20 protein-coding genes are annotated in these 16,683 nt (G+C 33.6%); 2 read left to right on the top strand and 18 right to left on the bottom strand.

Annotated elements, in window-relative coordinates:
- Positions 1–74 precede the first annotated feature (74 nt).
- Positions 75–1,505: a rubredoxin gene (locus tag CHB81_RS14470; RefSeq protein WP_089352571.1), complete on the top strand. Its 1,431-nt coding sequence runs from the start codon at positions 75–77 to the stop codon at positions 1,503–1,505.
- A 55-nt stretch (positions 1,506–1,560) separates the two neighbouring features.
- Here CHB81_RS14470 and CHB81_RS14465 read toward each other — a convergent pair whose 3' ends face one another.
- From CHB81_RS14465 to CHB81_RS27165, 4 genes are all read right to left on the bottom strand, one after another.
- The gene (locus CHB81_RS14465; RefSeq protein WP_089352570.1) at positions 1,561–2,019 is read right to left on the bottom strand and encodes a MarR family winged helix-turn-helix transcriptional regulator; all 459 of its coding nucleotides are present in this window, start codon (positions 2,017–2,019) and stop codon (positions 1,561–1,563) included.
- Between the two features lie 15 nt (positions 2,020–2,034).
- Entirely contained in the window at positions 2,035–2,481 is a 447-nt protein-coding gene (locus CHB81_RS14460; RefSeq protein ID WP_089352569.1) for an EVE domain-containing protein, read from the bottom strand.
- Positions 2,478–2,897 (bottom strand): SRPBCC family protein, encoded by a 420-nt coding sequence (locus CHB81_RS14455; RefSeq protein ID WP_089352568.1) that lies wholly within the window; start codon positions 2,895–2,897, stop codon positions 2,478–2,480. The genes CHB81_RS14460 and CHB81_RS14455 overlap by 4 nt, the downstream gene beginning before the upstream one ends.
- A gap of 316 nt (positions 2,898–3,213) precedes the next feature.
- A complete protein-coding gene (locus CHB81_RS27165; RefSeq protein ID WP_254921114.1) occupies positions 3,214–3,597 on the bottom strand; it encodes a hypothetical protein in 384 nt (127 codons plus the stop codon).
- Between the two features lies 1 nt (position 3,598).
- On the opposite strand from CHB81_RS27165, the gene CHB81_RS27160 reads away from it, so the two are divergent.
- Complete coding sequence (locus tag CHB81_RS27160; RefSeq protein WP_254921113.1) at positions 3,599–3,901, top strand: hypothetical protein; 303 nt, start codon at positions 3,599–3,601, stop codon at positions 3,899–3,901.
- A gap of 246 nt (positions 3,902–4,147) precedes the next feature.
- Here CHB81_RS27160 and moaA read toward each other — a convergent pair whose 3' ends face one another.
- The 14 genes from moaA to CHB81_RS14380 form a co-directional block, all read right to left on the bottom strand.
- Positions 4,148–5,155 (bottom strand): GTP 3',8-cyclase MoaA, encoded by a 1,008-nt coding sequence (gene moaA, locus CHB81_RS14445; RefSeq protein ID WP_089352566.1) that lies wholly within the window; start codon positions 5,153–5,155, stop codon positions 4,148–4,150.
- Entirely contained in the window at positions 5,142–6,056 is a 915-nt protein-coding gene (moaCB, locus tag CHB81_RS14440) for a bifunctional molybdenum cofactor biosynthesis protein MoaC/MoaB (protein WP_089352565.1), read from the bottom strand. The genes moaA and moaCB overlap by 14 nt, the downstream gene beginning before the upstream one ends.
- A complete protein-coding gene (locus CHB81_RS14435; RefSeq protein WP_089352564.1) occupies positions 6,049–6,486 on the bottom strand; it encodes a molybdenum cofactor biosynthesis protein MoaE in 438 nt (145 codons plus the stop codon). The genes moaCB and CHB81_RS14435 overlap by 8 nt, the downstream gene beginning before the upstream one ends.
- Before the next feature lie 197 nt (positions 6,487–6,683).
- Complete coding sequence (moeB, locus tag CHB81_RS14430; RefSeq protein ID WP_089352563.1) at positions 6,684–7,754, bottom strand: HesA/MoeB/ThiF family protein; 1,071 nt, start codon at positions 7,752–7,754, stop codon at positions 6,684–6,686.
- Positions 7,755–7,764: 10 nt separating this feature from the next.
- A complete protein-coding gene (locus tag CHB81_RS14425; RefSeq protein WP_089352562.1) occupies positions 7,765–8,001 on the bottom strand; it encodes a MoaD/ThiS family protein in 237 nt (78 codons plus the stop codon).
- Positions 8,001–8,792, bottom strand: coding sequence for a uroporphyrinogen-III C-methyltransferase (gene cobA / locus CHB81_RS14420; protein ID WP_089352561.1), 792 nt, complete (start codon positions 8,790–8,792; stop codon positions 8,001–8,003). The genes CHB81_RS14425 and cobA overlap by 1 nt, the downstream gene beginning before the upstream one ends.
- A 5-nt stretch (positions 8,793–8,797) precedes the next feature.
- Positions 8,798–9,370, bottom strand: a complete 573-nt coding sequence (locus tag CHB81_RS14415; RefSeq protein WP_089352560.1) for a molybdenum cofactor guanylyltransferase — start codon at positions 9,368–9,370, stop codon at positions 8,798–8,800.
- A 217-nt stretch (positions 9,371–9,587) separates the two neighbouring features.
- Positions 9,588–10,334, bottom strand: coding sequence for a sulfite exporter TauE/SafE family protein (locus tag CHB81_RS14410; protein ID WP_089352559.1), 747 nt, complete (start codon positions 10,332–10,334; stop codon positions 9,588–9,590).
- Between the two features lie 195 nt (positions 10,335–10,529).
- A complete protein-coding gene (glp, locus tag CHB81_RS14405; protein ID WP_089352558.1) occupies positions 10,530–11,702 on the bottom strand; it encodes a gephyrin-like molybdotransferase Glp in 1,173 nt (390 codons plus the stop codon).
- 188 nt (positions 11,703–11,890) lie between these two features.
- Entirely contained in the window at positions 11,891–12,139 is a 249-nt protein-coding gene (locus CHB81_RS14400; protein WP_089352557.1) for a DUF6755 family protein, read from the bottom strand.
- Positions 12,140–12,163: 24 nt separating this feature from the next.
- Entirely contained in the window at positions 12,164–12,676 is a 513-nt protein-coding gene (locus tag CHB81_RS14395) for a ubiquinol-cytochrome c reductase iron-sulfur subunit (RefSeq protein ID WP_089352556.1), read from the bottom strand.
- A gap of 10 nt (positions 12,677–12,686) precedes the next feature.
- Complete coding sequence (locus CHB81_RS14390) at positions 12,687–13,256, bottom strand: 4Fe-4S dicluster domain-containing protein (protein ID WP_089352555.1); 570 nt, start codon at positions 13,254–13,256, stop codon at positions 12,687–12,689.
- Between the two features lie 17 nt (positions 13,257–13,273).
- On the bottom strand, positions 13,274–15,490 hold the full coding sequence (locus CHB81_RS14385) for a molybdopterin oxidoreductase family protein (RefSeq protein WP_089352554.1): 2,217 nt from the start codon (positions 15,488–15,490) through the stop codon (positions 13,274–13,276).
- 124 nt (positions 15,491–15,614) lie between these two features.
- Positions 15,615–16,667 (bottom strand): MFS transporter, encoded by a 1,053-nt coding sequence (locus CHB81_RS14380; RefSeq protein WP_089352553.1) that lies wholly within the window; start codon positions 16,665–16,667, stop codon positions 15,615–15,617.
- Positions 16,668–16,683: the final 16 nt, after the last annotated feature.

Here is a 16,683-nt window from a genome sequence, read left to right as displayed (position 1 = left end):
TTTTTGTTTCAAGTTTTAAACACGATCCAAAGAAACTTGAAACTTGAAACCTGAAACTAAAAAAACTAAATGAAATGGAATTAACGAGATTAATAGTAAAAGGAGGCGTTATTTCGCCGGGAGAATTACGAGAAGTAGTTAATATCGCTATGGATCAGGGTTTAGATTCTATTTCCTTTGGTTCAAGACAGGATATTATTTTCCCTAAAGGGTTAAAATCTTTAGATAAAGAAAAAATTGGCAAACATCATTTTGTGTTTCCCGATCAAAAAAGTGGTAATAATATCGTTTCTTCTTATGTTTCAACTGATATTTTTAGAAATACAAATTGGTTAACCGGAAACAAATTTTTATACGTTTTAGAGCAGTTTAAAGAACAGCCAAAACTAAAAGTCAATATAAATGACCCAAAGCAGCAATTGGTTCCACTGTTTACAGGGCATTTAAATTTTATAGCTTCAGAACACGAAGATTACTGGTATTTGTACATTCGTTTGCCAAAATGGGATCGTATGGAAGTTTATCCTGTTTTAATTTATAGCTGGGATATTGCCAAGTTTTATTATGAAATCGAGAAAATTACAAATGAGGAATCTCTTGATATTGAGGTACTTTTTAGTTTAGTCAGTGAAAATTTAGATACTAATAACAGAACAATAGACAAACCATTAAACGTTCCGTTCTATCCATTTCCGTATTATGAAGGCATGAATCGCATGGGAATTGATCAATATTGGCTTGGATTATACTGGAGAAATAATCTGTATGATTTAGATTTTCTGAAAGAAATGTGTGATTTATGTTTTGATTGTAAAATTGGAAAAATATGCATCACGCCTTGGAAATCGTTTATTATAAAAGGAATCCCAAAAGATCGAAAACTGGAATGGGAAAAATTCCTGGGTAAAAAAGGAATCAATGTTCGCCATTCTTTGTTAGAATTAAACTGGCATTTACCTGTTGCAATGGAATGGGCTTTGAATCTTAAAACCTTTCTTGTTCGAACGCTTGATCAATTTGACATTAGTACATATGGATTAACTTTTGGAATATCTGAATACAATCGTGACGGACATTATTTTACATCGGTTGTTGTGGAGAAAAATGAGTTACCGGCTGCTCTTGAATCCATAAAAATAAGAGATACCTATAATGTTTTGTTTGCAAAGAATTTCGACCCAAATACACGGGAATATATTGTGCATTCGCAAGACATTGATAAACTTGAATTACCAACAATTTTAATTGAACTGAGTCGGAAATATTTTGATGAACTCGGAAATTCTATTTCCGAAACAACAGAAAATCCCCAGAAAAAAGAAAAGCCTCAGCTGGATATTTACCAATGTCAGGAATGTTTGACGCTTTATAAATCAGAATACGGAGATGAAAGTCAAGGTATTCCTAAAGGAATTTCATTTACAGATTTACCTGAAACCTACTGTTGTTCTTTGTGCGAATCTCCAAAGAGTAATTTTAAGATTTTAGAAATCTTAGTAAATTAGTTTCGACTTCACCCAACATGACAATATAATTATGTTAGGTAGAATTGATAAAAATTTACTTCTGATCTAATAATTCGATCAAATTTTGATTCAAATCTTTTGTTTTTATTCCGATAACTGAGAAGAATTTTTTATCAAAGCTTTCGACGGTTACAATAGCCTTTTTAGTAATTTCTTTTCCTTCATTGGTAAGTACGACAACTTTTGCCCTCGTATCTCTGGGATGTTCTTTTCTTTGTATCAGTTTTTTTTGTTGCAAAGTTCTTAAAACCGTCGAAGTTGTCATTGGGTCAATTTTAGTATGTGCCGAAAGTATGATTTGTGTAACTTCTTGTTTATGAAGCGTAAGCCAGTGTATACTTGCCATCAAGACAAACTGTGAATGTGTTAAATTGTATTGCTCTAATGCTTTTTTGATTTCGCGCTGCCAAAGATTGGTCACTTGCCACAATAAAAAACCAGAACTTTCTTCTGGTTTTTCAACACTAAATGTATTATCTTCTGATGTACTCATTTTTTACTTTCTTTACTATGAATTGCCAACAATGCTTGCTTTACAAATCATTTTTGAAGTTATAAAGTTAAAATCATTTTCGTTGATTTCAAAGAAACCATAACGAAACGGATATCCCCAGGACTTTTTATTGGGTATAAATTCAAGATTTTCGATTAACGGAATTATTGAAACCTCATTGCATTCTATAAATTGAATATTTCTTCTAAAAGGTACAAAATTTTCGGTCATCTGAAAGGAGTAAACTTCATCATCTATGACTTTTCCCAGAGCCGTAAAAGCCTGACACTTTTCATTTCCTACCATAGTTATTTTTGAAGAGTATATTAATAAATAATCTTCCTTTTGCATTCGTTTTAAAGGAGCCTCTTTTCCATGACAAACCTGAATAAATCCACCATTTATACCTCTTTCTGTATGTTCTTTTGAGATTGTTGCTATCCAATATTTTTTTGCTCTCATAACTTAGAAGCTGCTTTAATCTGTTCCTGAACATCAATTGGTAAATTATCAACAATTTTTTTAGCTACTAATTTCACCCAAAGAAAACCTAATAATCCTTTTACAGTTATAGTATTTATAATTTTTAATCCATCAGGAGTTTCTTCAAATAGATGCTCATCATACATTTTTGCTAAAGGGAAATTCGTTACATCAAGAAATCTTTTATTTTCTAGCACTTCCAATAATTCTACTTTTACATTTGGACCACCTTTTGGTCTAAGTAAAAAGTGATTTCCTTTTTCAAATTTACCTTCTAATTTGGCATATTCAATACCAGTATCCCAAGTATGCCAATTATTTACATCTGCAAAGAGATTCCACATTTGTTCTTTGGTTGCAGATTTTGTTGTTACAGAATGAGATTTCGACCACATAGTTTTAGGATTAAAATTAATAAGTACAAATATAATAAGTGTACTTATAATAATCATCAATTTGTTTTATTTTTTTTAAATATTTAATTAATGAATTGAAAAACAGATCATAATTAGTAGTATAAATCCATTTTTTTGTCAGTGGAATTGTTAAGAGATTTCGACTTTTAAAAAACGTCAAAAACTTAACCTATTAAAAATAAGCAGTTTATTATTAAATTTTAAATAAAAACTTAACATTGGGAGACTTGTTTTATGTTTATCTTTACTTAACTGTTAGTTAACAATTTGATTACATTGATAATAATATCTTCATCTAAAAGCGTATAAATATGGAAAACAAACCCACAGAAACCACTCCTGAGAAAATCGATTCCCCAATTTCTGAGAATAGCCAACCCGTTTCAGATAACATAAAACCTGTCGAGCCGGCACCAGTAAAAGTACCTGTACGTAAACCGGCACCAGCTAAAACAACAGCTGCAAAACCGGCAGCTTCTACAACTGCAAAACCGGCAACACCAGCTGCAAAGCCAGTTGATTCAAAACCAACGGTATCAAAAACTCCAGTAAAACCCGCTATAAAAAAAGCCGCAACAACTACTCCTAAGCCAGCAACTAAGAGTGCTCCGGCAAGAAAAGTTAGTGGAGCTGTTATTGAGAAAACAGAAGAAATAACTACTCCAAAAGTGACAATCAAAGTGCAAAAGGAAAAAGACACAGTTGTTGCAACAACAGGAGAAAACAAAAAAGATAAATCAACAGATAAAAAGAAGAAAAAAGTGAAAGACAAAGACAAGGAAAAAGAGAAAAAGAAATTAGCTAAGAAAAAAGATCAGGCTAAAAAAGACAAAAAGAAAGAAAAAGCTAAAAAAGCAAAACAAAAAGCTGCCGCTAAGAAAAAAGAAAAAGCTAAAAAAGCTAAGGAAAAAGCGAAAGCAAAAAAAATAGCAAAAAAGAAAGCAAAGTCTCAAAAAAAGGCAAAAGCTAAAAAGAAAAAATAATATCAAAAAGAAGGTTTGACTTAGAATTAAGTTGAACCTTTTTTTATGCCCTTAAATTAAACATTCTGGAGAGTTCTGGAGAGTCATTGCGAGGAACGAAGCAACCGCACTAACATAAGTAAAATTATAATGAGGAAGATTCTCTGGATGAGATTGCTTCGTTCCTCGCAAAGACAAATCTGTGCGCTATCTTTGTCAAAGTTTAAAATTTTGACAAAGATTCTCGAAACGACAGTCTTTTCAAATTTAGCCTCCAATCGCAATCATACTGCGATTATCAAAGTGAAGCTTAGGATCATCCATTTCTTCAATAGTAACCATTCCGGCTCTGACTTTCTTTTTACTTTTTATTGAATCTGAAATCAAATCTGTAATCGATTCTCCGTTTCTAAAAGGCGTTAGCAGATCCGTCTCAGAATTAGAGAAGAGACAGTTTTTTATTTTGCCGTTTGCCGTCAGGCGAATTCGGTTGCAACCATCACAAAACGGATTTGTAATCGAACTTATGATTCCAAAATCGCCTTGAAAACCTTTTATTTTATACGTTCTGGCTGTGAAGTGTTTTTCGTCTTCCAGCTTTTGAATTTTATCCAAAGAAAAACTTTCTTCTACTTGCGATAATATCTCGTTTTGTGATACCATTTTACTTCTGTCCCACTCGTTTCCGGCAAAGGGCATAAACTCAATAAAACGAATTGAAAGCGGAAGAAATTCGGTTAGTTTAATAAAATCAATTATCTCGTTTTCATTAAAGCCTTTCATCAAAACCACATTTACTTTTACCTGAAAATTGTTATTCAGCAATAAATGTAAATTATCAATTACTTTTTCAAACTGATTTCTAAGTGTTATCGAATGAAATTTAGAAGCAATTAAAGTGTCTAAACTCAAATTAATTTTTTTGATATTAGATTGCTTCAAAACATCGATATGACGGTCAATTAAAATACCGTTTGTCGTTATTGAAAGAGAGGTTTCTAAAGTTGATAATTTAGAAATAATCTCTGGAAAATCCTTTCTTAATAAAGGTTCTCCTCCGGTTAGTCTTATTTTATCAACCCCATTTTCTACGAAAGTCTGAGCCAAAGCAAAAATCTCATCTGCCGTCATTAAGCTGGCTTTTGGAGACAATGCGATTCCGTCAGCAGGCATGCAATACGTACAACGCAAATTGCATTTCTCCAGTAACGAAATACGCAAATAATTGTGTTTTCGCCCAAAATCATCCGTTAAAATGGTTTTAGAGGGTGTCATGATTTTTTCCTTTTAAAATATGAAAAACGTGCAATAAATGTGGAAAAACCGCATCCATAGATTCTCTGGCTCCGTTTGTTGATCCAGGCAAAGCCAGAATTAAACTTTTACCCAATGTTCCCGCAACTGTTCTGGATAACATGGCATACGGCATACGCTGTTGCCCGTAATTACGAATCGCTTCTTCAATTCCCGGGATTCTGCTTTCTAACAATGGTGACAAAGCTTCCGGTGTAACATCTCTTGGCGATAATCCCGTTCCTCCGGTAAAAATAACCAACTGATTATCTTTGGCAAAAGCCTTAGTTCTTTCCTGAATAATATCAATTTCATCAGGAATAATTTCGTAATGCGCTGTTTCGACGCCACAGGCATCTAATTTTTCTACTATTACTTTTCCGGAACGATCTTCTTTATCACCTGCAAAAATAGAATCAGAACAAACAAAAACTGCTGCTTTTATCGTGTTCGCGAATTTATTTTTGAAAGACGATTTCCCGCCTTCTTTATTGATCAATTTAATTGTCGAAATTTCAATTTCTTTATCAATTGGTTTCAACATATCGTACATTGTCAACGCTACAATCGAAGCGCCGTGCATAGCCTCAACCTCAACTCCGGTTTTGTAAACGGTCTTTACATTGAAAATAATTTCAATAGTTAAACCTTCAATTTTATATTCTACCGAAGTAAATTCAATTGGAATTGGATGACAATCCGGAATTGATAAATGTGTGTTTTTTACCGCAAACAATCCGGCAGTTTTTGCCATTTCGAACACATTCCCTTTTGGAACCAAATTATTCACCACAGCATCAATTGTTTCCTGCTTACTTACTTTGACAATTGCTGTTGCCGTTGCGGCTCTTAATGTGTTTATTTTATGCGTAATATCAACCATTATTATTTTGTTTCCAAGTGAATGTATCGTTCTCAAACATTTCTTTACCAAAAATTGGCACGTCAGTTTTTATCCAGTTTACAATAGCTTCTGTGGCTTCATAAACTTGTTTGCGTCGTGTTGCCGAAACAAATACGAACAAACAAATTTCACCCGCTTTTACCACGCCCAAACTATGATAAATATGCATACAAGTCAGGTCGAATTTAGCGAAAGCTTTTTCACGAATTGCATATAAAGCTTCATTCGCCATATCTGTATATGCCGAATAATCGATTGCTACGACCGTATTCTCGTGAATTACATCGGCACGAACCTGACCCAGAAAAATATTATGCGCACCAATTGTATGTTTTGATTGGTGTTTAGCGATTGACTCAGCTATAAATTCAGGAGAAATTGGTCCTTCTACAAATACATTTTTACTCATTGTTTATGTTTTTTTTGCCACAGATTATATTGATTAAAATGATTTTTCTTTTGCCACGAATTACACGAATTTTCACTAATTTTTTATCTTGATTACAAAAATTCAAACTTTATAATTAGTGAAAATTCGTGTGATTCGTGGCGAACTTTTTTTTGCACAATCTTCAAAAAAATCATTTTAATCTGTGCAATCTGTGGCTATACTTTTTCTTTTACTAATTGGCTTAAAGCCAAAGCACCGCCAGTAATACTTTTTGCATTTTTAAATTGATGCTTTTGTAATAATTCGACAGCTATTCTACTTCTGATTCCCGATTGGCAATACACATAAATAGTTTGATTTGGATTCAGTTTTTTGATTTCATTTTCTAAATGCAACAATGAAATCTGAATTCCATTTTTAAAATTAATTTTCGGAAGTTCTTCTGCATTTCTAACATCCAGAAAAAGAACCTCATCATTATCAATTTCATTTAAAATTTCTTCAACCACAACTTCTTCAACCTGATTTTCAACTGCATTATATTTTTTCTGAAAAGCTTCTAAATTCATTACAATATTAGTGTTCTTCTCAAAATCATACTTTTGCTGTTCATTATTCAAAATATTATAAACCAGAATTTTACCACTTAGCACCTCTCCTATTTCCAGAATCATTTTGATAACTTCATTCGCCTGAAGCATTCCAATGATTCCAACTGAAATTCCTATTACTCCTGCATCTTCACAATTTGCAGATTGACTGTTCTCATCTGGATACAAACATCTGTATGTTGGTCCGTTTTGATAATTAAAAACCGATACCTGGCCCTGAAATCTAAAAATAGATCCATAAACCATTGGTTTATTGGTAACGATACAAGCGTCATTAATCAGATATTTTATGGCAATATTATCTGTTGCATCAACAATAATATCATATTGTTCAAATAATGAAATGGCATTTTTTCCTGATAATTTTTCTGCAATTGCCTCAACTTTTGTTGATGGATTCAATTCGGCAATCATCAATTTCGCTTCGTCAACTTTATGTTTTCCAACTGCCGAGTTTTTATAAATTACCTGACGATGCAAATTCGAAACTTCAATAACATCATCGTCAACAATTGCAATTTCTCCCACTCCGGCGGCTGCCAAATAAGGTAAAATAGCAGCTCCCAAACCGCCAGCACCAATTACTAAAACTTTTGCTTTTAATAATTTTTGCTGACCTGTTTCTCCTATTTCCGGAAGAATTATTTGTCGATTATAACGTATTGAATCATTCATAAAAATTCATTTATCCTCCTGCAAAAGGAGGTAATAAAGCTACAACATCGCTTGTTTGTAATTTATAGTCAGTTGTTTTTGGCACTATTTTCTGGTTGACCGCAACACTAAAAGAAAGCGATTCAAATTGGTATTTTATCTCAAGATCCTGCAATAGTTTTTGCAGTGAAACTTCAGAAAAAGATACTTTTTCGAAAGTACATTTTGTCTTTTCTGCGACAGCTCCAAAATATTTAATCTCAATCATTATTTTAAATTTAAATTCTGAAAAATAAATTCGTCATCAAAATGCTCCTGAAAATAAGACGTTAATCTTGAAGTATTTTTTACGACTTCTCCAATCACAATAATTGCCGGAGATGATATTTTCTTTTCGGATACTAATTTAGTAATCGAACTTATAGTTCCAACTACTTTTTGTTCTGTATTTTTTGTTCCGTTTTGAATAATTGCAATAGGCAAATCATCTGTGCGGTTCTCTTGATAAATAGCGATAATTTCATCCAATTTATGCATACCCATCAAAATAACTACGGTTGCAGCCGATTTTGATGCTAAACGAATATCCTTAGACAATTCATGATTAGATGTTGTTCCTGTAATTACCCAAAAACTCTCTGCAATCTGACGTTGTGTCAAACTAATTCCAACCGAAGCCGGTACACCTAATGCAGATGAAATTCCAGGAACAATAGCAGTTTCTACACCGTATTGTTCTACATATTCAATTTCTTCACTTCCTCTTCCAAAAATAAAAGGATCACCACCTTTTAAGCGTACTACATGACCATACCGATTTGCCATTGAAACTATCAATTCGTTGATCTGATCTTGTGTGTAAGCATGGCATCCTAAACGTTTGCCTACAAAAACAATTTCTGCGTTTGTCGCATATTGCAATAATTCTTCGTTTACTAATGCATCGTATAAAACAACATCTGCAGCTTCTAATGCTTTTATTGCTTTTAAGGTAATCAATTCAACATCACCCGGACCTGCGCCTACAATCGTTAATTTTGGTGTTTTAAAATTTCGCATAACTTTTAACTTAAATTGATATTCAGGTCATTTAATTCGTCAACCGAATTAATATTGGTTAAATGAAAGTTTTCACTTTCGTCAATATTGATGATTTGATGGGGAATTTTCGCCAATAAATCCATCATTTTTAGTTCGTCGTTATCAATTGCGCTTTTGATAACTGGTACTACTTTTTTAGAATAAATCCCAATTAAAGGATGTAATCTGCTTTCTGAAGCAAAAACCGTAATTTCGGCTTCATCATTATGTTTTGAAATTAACTCTGATAATAATCCCGTTGAAATTAACGGAATATCACAACTCAAAATCAAATTAAACTCGGTTTCAGAAGAAGTCAATGCTGTATAAATTCCTCCCAACGGACCTTTATCTGAAACAATATCGGGTATTTTCTGATACGGTAAATAATCATATTCTTTAGTCGCCGTTATCAGTTTTATTTTATCTGTAATAGGCAAAATCGCCTGTATAATATGTTCTATAAAAGGTTTATCCTGAAACAGAACCAATCCTTTTTCTGATTGCATTCGGGAACTTTTTCCGCCGCAAAGAATAAATACTGTTAGTGTTTCCATGATTTAATTATTTTGTTTCAGGTTTTCTTTGTTCAGGTTTAAATGAGAAAAAAAATTTACCGCAAAGTGCGCTAAGTTTTTTTATTCATTTGGTGTGTTTTAAATTAAGTTCGCAAAGCTGAATAAATACAAAGCTTTGCGAACTTTACTTTGTTATTTCTATAAACTGCTTTTACAAAACCTTGCGTACTTTGCGGTTAATTCAAATTTATTACTTTCAAGGAAAAATTAATTTAACGCTTGCCATTAAAATCACGGTTCCTAAAACAATTTTCAATGTTTTATTAGAAAAATAACCGCTGCCATAATATCCTCCCAAAACACCGCCTAAAACGGCAATTGGAACCAAATAAAAACTTTCTGTTGGAACTGTTTTTCCTCCTAAAAAGAATCCCAAGATCCCCGCAAATGAATTCACAAAAATGAATAAACTCGAAATCGCCGCTGATTCCTTGATCGAAGCCCATCCTAAAAACAATAGAATCGGACTCAAAATAATTCCTCCGCCAATACCCAACATTCCCGATAATAATCCAATAATAAATCCGATTGTCAAGGCAAACGGAATGTTTATTACAACTGCTTCTTTTTCTTTAAAATTAAATATTCCGAACAATCGAAGCGCCGCAAAAACCAAGACTATTCCTAAAATAATTTTATAAATCGTGTTATCTAATGTAATAAAACCGCCAATAAATGCTGCGGGAATTGAGGTTATTGCAAAAGGATAAAACAATTTGGGCTTGAAATAATTCATCTTATAATAAAAGAAAAATGAAATACTCGAAACAAACAAATTCAGTAATAATGCCGATGGTTTCATTACGGAAATTGGGAATGCAAAAATCGTCATCAAAGCCAAATATCCAGATGCTCCGCCGTGTCCAACACTCGAATACAAGAAAGCTATCACTACTAAAGCGATACTGAATAAAAGAATATTTTCGGAACTAAGTAATTGCATTTTTTTGTTTCAGGTTTTGTTTGTTTCAGGTTTATTTTGTTTCAAGTTTCAAGTTTATACTGTCAGTTTCATGTTTTGTTTGTTTCAAGTTTTGTTTGTTTCAAGTTTATGCTGTGTGTTTAATTTTACATACCGCATTTTACATTTCATTTTCAAATTATCTAATTTCCTAATTGACTAATTTTCTAATTCCCTCTAATCAATTGGTAATAACGTTACGAATTGACCTTTTTTAATTGTTTCGGTATCATTTGGTACGATTAGTAAACTATTGGCAATTGCAAATGTATTGAGCATTGCAGAGCTTTGTCCTTCTAAAATCGTTACGTGTGTTTCATCATATAATGCTTTTAGGAACAATGTTTTTCCCGTTGTATTGGTAAAACCTGAATTAATTTTTCGAACTAATTTTGGCAAATGTGTGTCAGAAAAACCCATTCTGTTTTTAATAGCAGGATAAACATAAATATAAAAATTAGTTAGTGACGAAGCTGGATTTCCGGGTAAAGCAAAAACTAAAGTTTCATTTTTACAGCCAAAAAACATCGGTTTTCCAGGTTTCTGATTGATTTTATAAAACAGTTCTTCTACTCCATTTTCTAATAAAGCTTCTTTGACAAAATCATAATCTCCCACAGAAATTCCTCCGGAAACTAATATTATATCGTATTTTTTTAAAATGCTTTTTAGCGCTTTTTTAGTCGCTTTAAGACTATCTTTTACTTTATAAATTTTTGTTTTTTTAATTCCGATTGTTTGAAGCGCCGCCTCCAACATAACTGAATTGCTTTCGTAAATTTTTCCTTTAGCCAGTTTTTTACCGGGTTTTACTAATTCATTTCCGGTTACTAAAATGGCCACTTTAGGCTTTTTATAAACTTCAATTTCGGTAATTCCTAAACAGGCCAGAAAACCAATTGCAGCAGGCGTTATCAAGGTATTAGACTCAAAGACAACATCTTCTTTTCCTATTTGTTCTCCTTTATTTCGAACATTAGTAAACTGTTTTGGCATGTTAGTAATCAAAATCGATTTATCATTTGCCATAACATGTTCCTGCATTACTACAGTATCAGCATTATGAGGTACAAAAGCACCTGTAAAAATACGGACTGCCTCGTTTGGATTCAGTTTTATATCAGAATGATCTCCGGCTTGCGAAATACCAACAATATCATACTGATGTCTTTCGCTGTGAATAAAAGCATATCCATCCATTGCCGATTGACGGAACGGCGGCATTGCAATTGGCGAATACACTGTTTCTGCCAGGATAAATCCCAGTGATTTGCTCACCGGTATTTTATACGTTGGCATGTTTATGCTATTGGCTGCAATTATTGATAAGGCTTCTTCTACTTGGATCATAGTGCTATTTTTGTGTATAAGCAAAAATACCTACTACAAACATACGTATTTTTACTTAGTTTAATTCATTAGTTACCTAATTTTTTTTAAGAATATAAATTTAAGCTTAATTCTTCAAATACTTTGGTAAAAATCAATCAAATAGCTTTTATAATTAATTATAAAAAAACTGGAGAAGATTATACTTTTTATTTTCTTTTAAAATTTCCAGTTGGTAAGTAATACATCCATGCAAAACCTATGAAAAACAGAACTGCTGAAGCTATAAATGCAGGCAACAATATTTCATTGTTATTATCCAGTGCATTGTTCAATGAAGCATACAGAAGCCAAATTTGAATACTAACATTTAATATCAAAATAAAAATAAGTGTCGAAAGTATATTGTTCAGTTTATTTGGGTTGGCGCGATTTTGACTTCTTCTAAAAGTACTCATGTTGATTCGTTTTTAGTGTTACTCCTAACTATCTTTATTTTCTGTAAATGCTCTCACAAAGACTCTATTATCTTTAAAAAACACTTCTAACTGTGGTAGTGCTCTTGGTGGCGGTCCTGCAATTACATCTCCTGTCATTGCATCAAATGAGCCTTCATGACAAGGGCAATGTATGATTCCAGTTCCGGGTTTATAGAAAACAGAACAAGATAAATGGGTACACTTTTGTTCATAAGCTCTAAAATCTCCGCTTTCCAGATGTATTAAAATATAAGGAATTGTGCTGCCTTCAATTACAAATCCACGTGTTCCTCCCACAGGAACTTCCTCTTTATTACAAATAAAATGTTCTCCTTCTACACCTTCTTTTGGCAGCAAATAGGCTTTTGCAGCAACAAATCCACTTCCTACCATTAATCCTCCGGAAACAAATGTTAGGAATTTGGCAAAATCACGTCGGCTAACTTGTGTAGATTCCTGCTTTTTTATTGGGAAATCTTTTTTCCAGTTTTGATTTAAATTATCTTCTTTTGACATGGATTTAGATTTAATATATTCTTAATTCATTACTGCCTTTTGGCATCATAATGTTTACTTTAGTATTTACTGTTTCTTTTCCGAATATGAAGGTATTTACTGGTGAGCTATTTGGTCTCATTTCTTCAATTTCGGCTCTTGTTCCATAAAACAAAGCTCCACTTGGGCAAACCGTTGCGCACATTGGTTTTTTACCAACGCTTGTTCTGTCATAACACATAGTACATTTCATCATCAAATCATACTCTTCCATCTTTTTAGGAACTCCAAACGGACATGCCATCACACAGTTTGAGCAACCAATACATCTTTCTGTATTTGCGGTATGAACAATTCCAAATTCGTCTTGCGAAATTGCATCGGCAGGACATACATTTGCGCATACCGGATCTTCACAATGCATACAAACCTGCACAGTAGTTTGAATTGTTGAAGAACGCTCAACATAATTCACGCTAATCAACGATTCCTGCCCGTTTGTTTCGCATTCTGCGCAAGCCATTTCGCAAGCTTTACAACCAATACAGCGTTGCAGATCTACAAAAAACTCTTCATTTCTATTAAAATTAGTCAGGTTCATAATTTCGTTTTTATAGATTAAATACTTGCATATGCGTGTGATTCTTTAGATGATGGTGCAATTTTTCCTTGCGGATCTAATAAGCATGCACAAACTTTAAATTCCGGTATTTTTGAAATTGGATCTAAAGTTCCCGGTGTTAATTGATTTGCCGATTTTGCTCCTGGCCAATGATAAGGTATAAACACCGTATCTTTACGGATAGTTTCTACAATATTTGCAGGGAAAATTCCTTCTCCGCGTCGTGTTGCAACACGAACTAATTCATGCTGTTTGATTCCGTATTTTAAAGCTAGTTCCGGATGAATCTCTAATAATGGTTCCGGAAACTGATCTACTAATTTTCCTATTCTACGTGTTTGGGTTCCGCTTAGATATTGAGAAACTACACGTCCTGTAGTTAGAATAACAGGATATTCTTCATCTGTAACTTCTCCCGGTAATTTGTATGGTGCAGGATTAAAATGCGCTTTTCCATCTGGTGTTTTAAACTTTTTATCTTCCCATAATCGCGGTGTTCCGGGGTGATCGTCTGTTGGACAAGGCCAAAAAACGCCCATATTATCTTCTATTTTTTTATATGATATTCCAAAATAATCAGCTGTTCCTCCTTTTGAAGCTACGCGTAATTCATTAAAAATAGCTTCACTGTTTTCATAAGTAAATTTATCTTCTTCACCCAGTCTTTTTGCAATTTCTAACAATATCGAAGTATCTGTTCTTGCTTCTCCCGGAGGTGTAACAGCTTGGCGAATTCGAATTACGCGACCTTCTGCCGAAGTTGTTGTTCCTTCTTCTTCTTCCTGTAAAGAACCCGGAAGAACAATATCCGCATGACGGGCAGTTTCATTCAAAAAGAAATCAATACAAACGTAAAACTCTAATTTTTCGAGAGCTGATCTAACATAATTATTGTTTGGTAAGGATACTAGTGGATTGAAACAAATAGAAATTAATCCTCTGATTTCTCCACTATGAATGGCTTCTATAATTTCATAGGCAGTAAGTCCTTTTCCAGGCATATCTTTTTCATCGATGCCCCAAACTTCTGATATATACTTTCGATGTTCAGGGTTTTCGATATCACGATTTCCAGGCAATTGATCACACTTATGTCCGTGTTCACGACCGCCTTGTCCGTTTCCTTGTCCTGTTATAGTTCCGTATCCGCAATAAGGTTTACCGATTCTTCCGGTTGCTAAAACTAAGTTTATACAACCTACTACATTATCAACACCTTTTGAATGGTGCTCGATTCCGCGTGCATGAAGTAGAAAACTAGTTTTGGCTTTGCCCCATAATTCGGCAGCTTCTTTTATTTTATTCTTATCGATTCCTGTAACTTCTTCTGCCCATTCTAAGGTATAATCTTTTACGGCATCTAGTGTTTCCTGAAAACCTGATGTATAATTGTCTATAAAATCATGGTCCAGCATATCGTGATCTACCAGATATTTAAGCATTGCACCATATAATGCAGAATCTGTTCCGGGTTTAACATCCAAATGTACATCGGCAGTTCTGGCTAGCGGAATCATTCTTGGATCTATAACAATCAATTTAGCTCCACGATCTCTGGCTTTCCAGATCCAATGGGTTAATGTTGGGAAGGTTTCGCTGATATTTGCTCCGGCAACAATAATAACCTCGGCATATTCTAAATCAGAATAATTGTTTGAAGCACGATCTAAACCAAAAGCTTTTTTATTTCCTGCTCCTGCACTTACCATGCAAAGTCTTCCGTTGTAATCAAGGTTTCTGGTTTTTAATGCTACACGGGCAAATTTTCCAACCAAATAACTTTTTTCGTTGGTAAGTGATACGCCTGATAACATCGAAAAGGCATGTTTACCATATTTTTCCTGAATTCTTTTGATCTCAGAAACGGTTTTATCCATTGCTTCATCCCAGGTTGTTTTTTCAAATCCTTTTCCTTCTACTCTTTTTATTGGATGTAAAAGGCGATCAGGATGATTATTTTGAAGATAACGCTGAACTCCTTTTGGACACAAACGTCCTTCATTAAAAGGAAATTCCATCCACGGTTCAAAACCTACCACTTTATTATCCTTTACTGATAATTGAATACCGCATTGCATTCCGCAAAAACAACAATGCGTTTTTACTAAACTATCTGGTTCATCTCTACCTTCATAACCATCTTTGGGCGCATAATTTAAATGAGGACCAAAATCTTCAATAATCTTTTCAGTCGATACGGGTAATTTTGCCATGTCTTTCTTTTTTTTGTTTCAAGTTTTTCTTGTTTCAAGTTATTGTCGTTTGTCTATAAACTAAAGTTTACACAAAGTGTGAACTTGAAACTTGAAACTTGAAAAACTTGAAACTTTTTTTATTTTATCCAAATAACTTTCCGCCGTTTTCTAATCTTGCTTTTAAATGTGCCTGAGCTAAGCGAGATCTTTTTCCCTCAGGACTTAAATCTAAGTGTGAGGTTCCATCTTCGTGCGTAAAGTCAAATCCCAGTTGTTTGGTAACAATTTTTAAATCGCTTATATGCAGTTGTGTTGCAAATTCTTCTCCTGTATGAGGGCAAACTGCCATTCCTTTTTTTATTCCTTCTTGCTTATAAATGTGAGCTCCAATTTGTGCCGGACGCTGAATTATATGGAAGAATTTGCCAAACGGAATCCATATCAAAAACATGATTACGGTTACGGCATGTATTACTGCTAAGAAATCATAAGCGAATCCTTTCATAAATTGATAGGAATACGTAAGACACAAACCGGTAACTGATATTGCAATCAATAAAATAAGAGGTAATAAATCGCCTTCAAAAGATTGTGTTGCAATTAAACCTGGATTTGTCAATCGTCTTCGCAAATAATAAACAGAACCAAATATTACTAGCCATGAAGACCAGTTTAAGGCGTGAAAAATTAAAAATGCAAGAACAGACCCGATTTTAAAATCCATCATTTTAAATCCGAAGAAATGAGCTTCATAAATCGATATTGAATCTGGTGCCAACGTAAAATGAATCCAGCCAAACGTAAGTGGAATTGTTATAGCAAAAGCGGACATGCATCCTAGTGCAATACAAAAATGGGCTGCCCAACGGTATTTACTTCGTGGATAAATAAATTTTTGAACCACTATATTTTCTACTGATTCTTTTCCTAGAAACCACGAATGAGCAAATATCTTTCCGGTGAACAGAAATTTAATACTGCGCTTGAAATACATCCATGTTGGCGGTCGCTGCAGCCAAACCGTATAGCGATACACGATTCCGAAGAAAGCGAATATGGTTCCGAATAAATAGGTTACTAATGCAGCATCAAAATTCTGAAGTTGCCTGGACCCGTAAAATACTAATACTATAGTTAATGCAGAGATTAGAGTAGCTACAAGTAAGGCTTTGGTATTAAACGTTTTATTTTTCATCCTTAATTAAATTTTA

The sequence above is a fragment of the Flavobacterium sp. ov086 genome (assembly GCF_900187965.1).
Taxonomy (GTDB): domain Bacteria; phylum Bacteroidota; class Bacteroidia; order Flavobacteriales; family Flavobacteriaceae; genus Flavobacterium.
Note: the sequence above shows the minus strand (reverse complement) of the source record. Positions and strands in the feature narration are given on the sequence as shown.

Bases quoted from the DNA above. Each gene is read 5' to 3' on its own strand.
- CHB81_RS14390 (WP_089352555.1), bottom strand. From the start codon at position 13,256: ATGAACCTGACTAATTTTAATAGAAATGAAGAGTTTTTTGTAGATCTG.
- CHB81_RS14385 (WP_089352554.1), bottom strand. From the start codon at position 15,490: ATGGCAAAATTACCCGTATCGACTGAAAAGATTATTGAAGATTTTGGT.
- cobA (WP_089352561.1), bottom strand. From the start codon at position 8,792: ATGCGAAATTTTAAAACACCAAAATTAACGATTGTAGGCGCAGGTCCG.
- CHB81_RS14455 (WP_089352568.1), bottom strand. From the start codon at position 2,897: ATGTGGTCGAAATCTCATTCTGTAACAACAAAATCTGCAACCAAAGAA.
- moaCB (WP_089352565.1), bottom strand. From the start codon at position 6,056: ATGGTTGATATTACGCATAAAATAAACACATTAAGAGCCGCAACGGCA.
- CHB81_RS14470 (WP_089352571.1), top strand. From the start codon at position 75: ATGGAATTAACGAGATTAATAGTAAAAGGAGGCGTTATTTCGCCGGGA.
- CHB81_RS14410 (WP_089352559.1), bottom strand. From the start codon at position 10,334: ATGCAATTACTTAGTTCCGAAAATATTCTTTTATTCAGTATCGCTTTA.
- glp (WP_089352558.1), bottom strand. From the start codon at position 11,702: ATGATCCAAGTAGAAGAAGCCTTATCAATAATTGCAGCCAATAGCATA.
- moaA (WP_089352566.1), bottom strand. From the start codon at position 5,155: ATGACACCCTCTAAAACCATTTTAACGGATGATTTTGGGCGAAAACAC.
- moeB (WP_089352563.1), bottom strand. From the start codon at position 7,754: ATGAATGATTCAATACGTTATAATCGACAAATAATTCTTCCGGAAATA.
- CHB81_RS14415 (WP_089352560.1), bottom strand. From the start codon at position 9,370: ATGGAAACACTAACAGTATTTATTCTTTGCGGCGGAAAAAGTTCCCGA.
- CHB81_RS14435 (WP_089352564.1), bottom strand. From the start codon at position 6,486: ATGAGTAAAAATGTATTTGTAGAAGGACCAATTTCTCCTGAATTTATA.
- CHB81_RS14425 (WP_089352562.1), bottom strand. From the start codon at position 8,001: ATGATTGAGATTAAATATTTTGGAGCTGTCGCAGAAAAGACAAAATGT.
- CHB81_RS14395 (WP_089352556.1), bottom strand. From the start codon at position 12,676: ATGTCAAAAGAAGATAATTTAAATCAAAACTGGAAAAAAGATTTCCCA.
- CHB81_RS14400 (WP_089352557.1), bottom strand. From the start codon at position 12,139: ATGAGTACTTTTAGAAGAAGTCAAAATCGCGCCAACCCAAATAAACTG.
- CHB81_RS14465 (WP_089352570.1), bottom strand. From the start codon at position 2,019: ATGAGTACATCAGAAGATAATACATTTAGTGTTGAAAAACCAGAAGAA.
- CHB81_RS14460 (WP_089352569.1), bottom strand. From the start codon at position 2,481: ATGAGAGCAAAAAAATATTGGATAGCAACAATCTCAAAAGAACATACA.
- CHB81_RS14380 (WP_089352553.1), bottom strand. From the start codon at position 16,667: ATGAAAAATAAAACGTTTAATACCAAAGCCTTACTTGTAGCTACTCTA.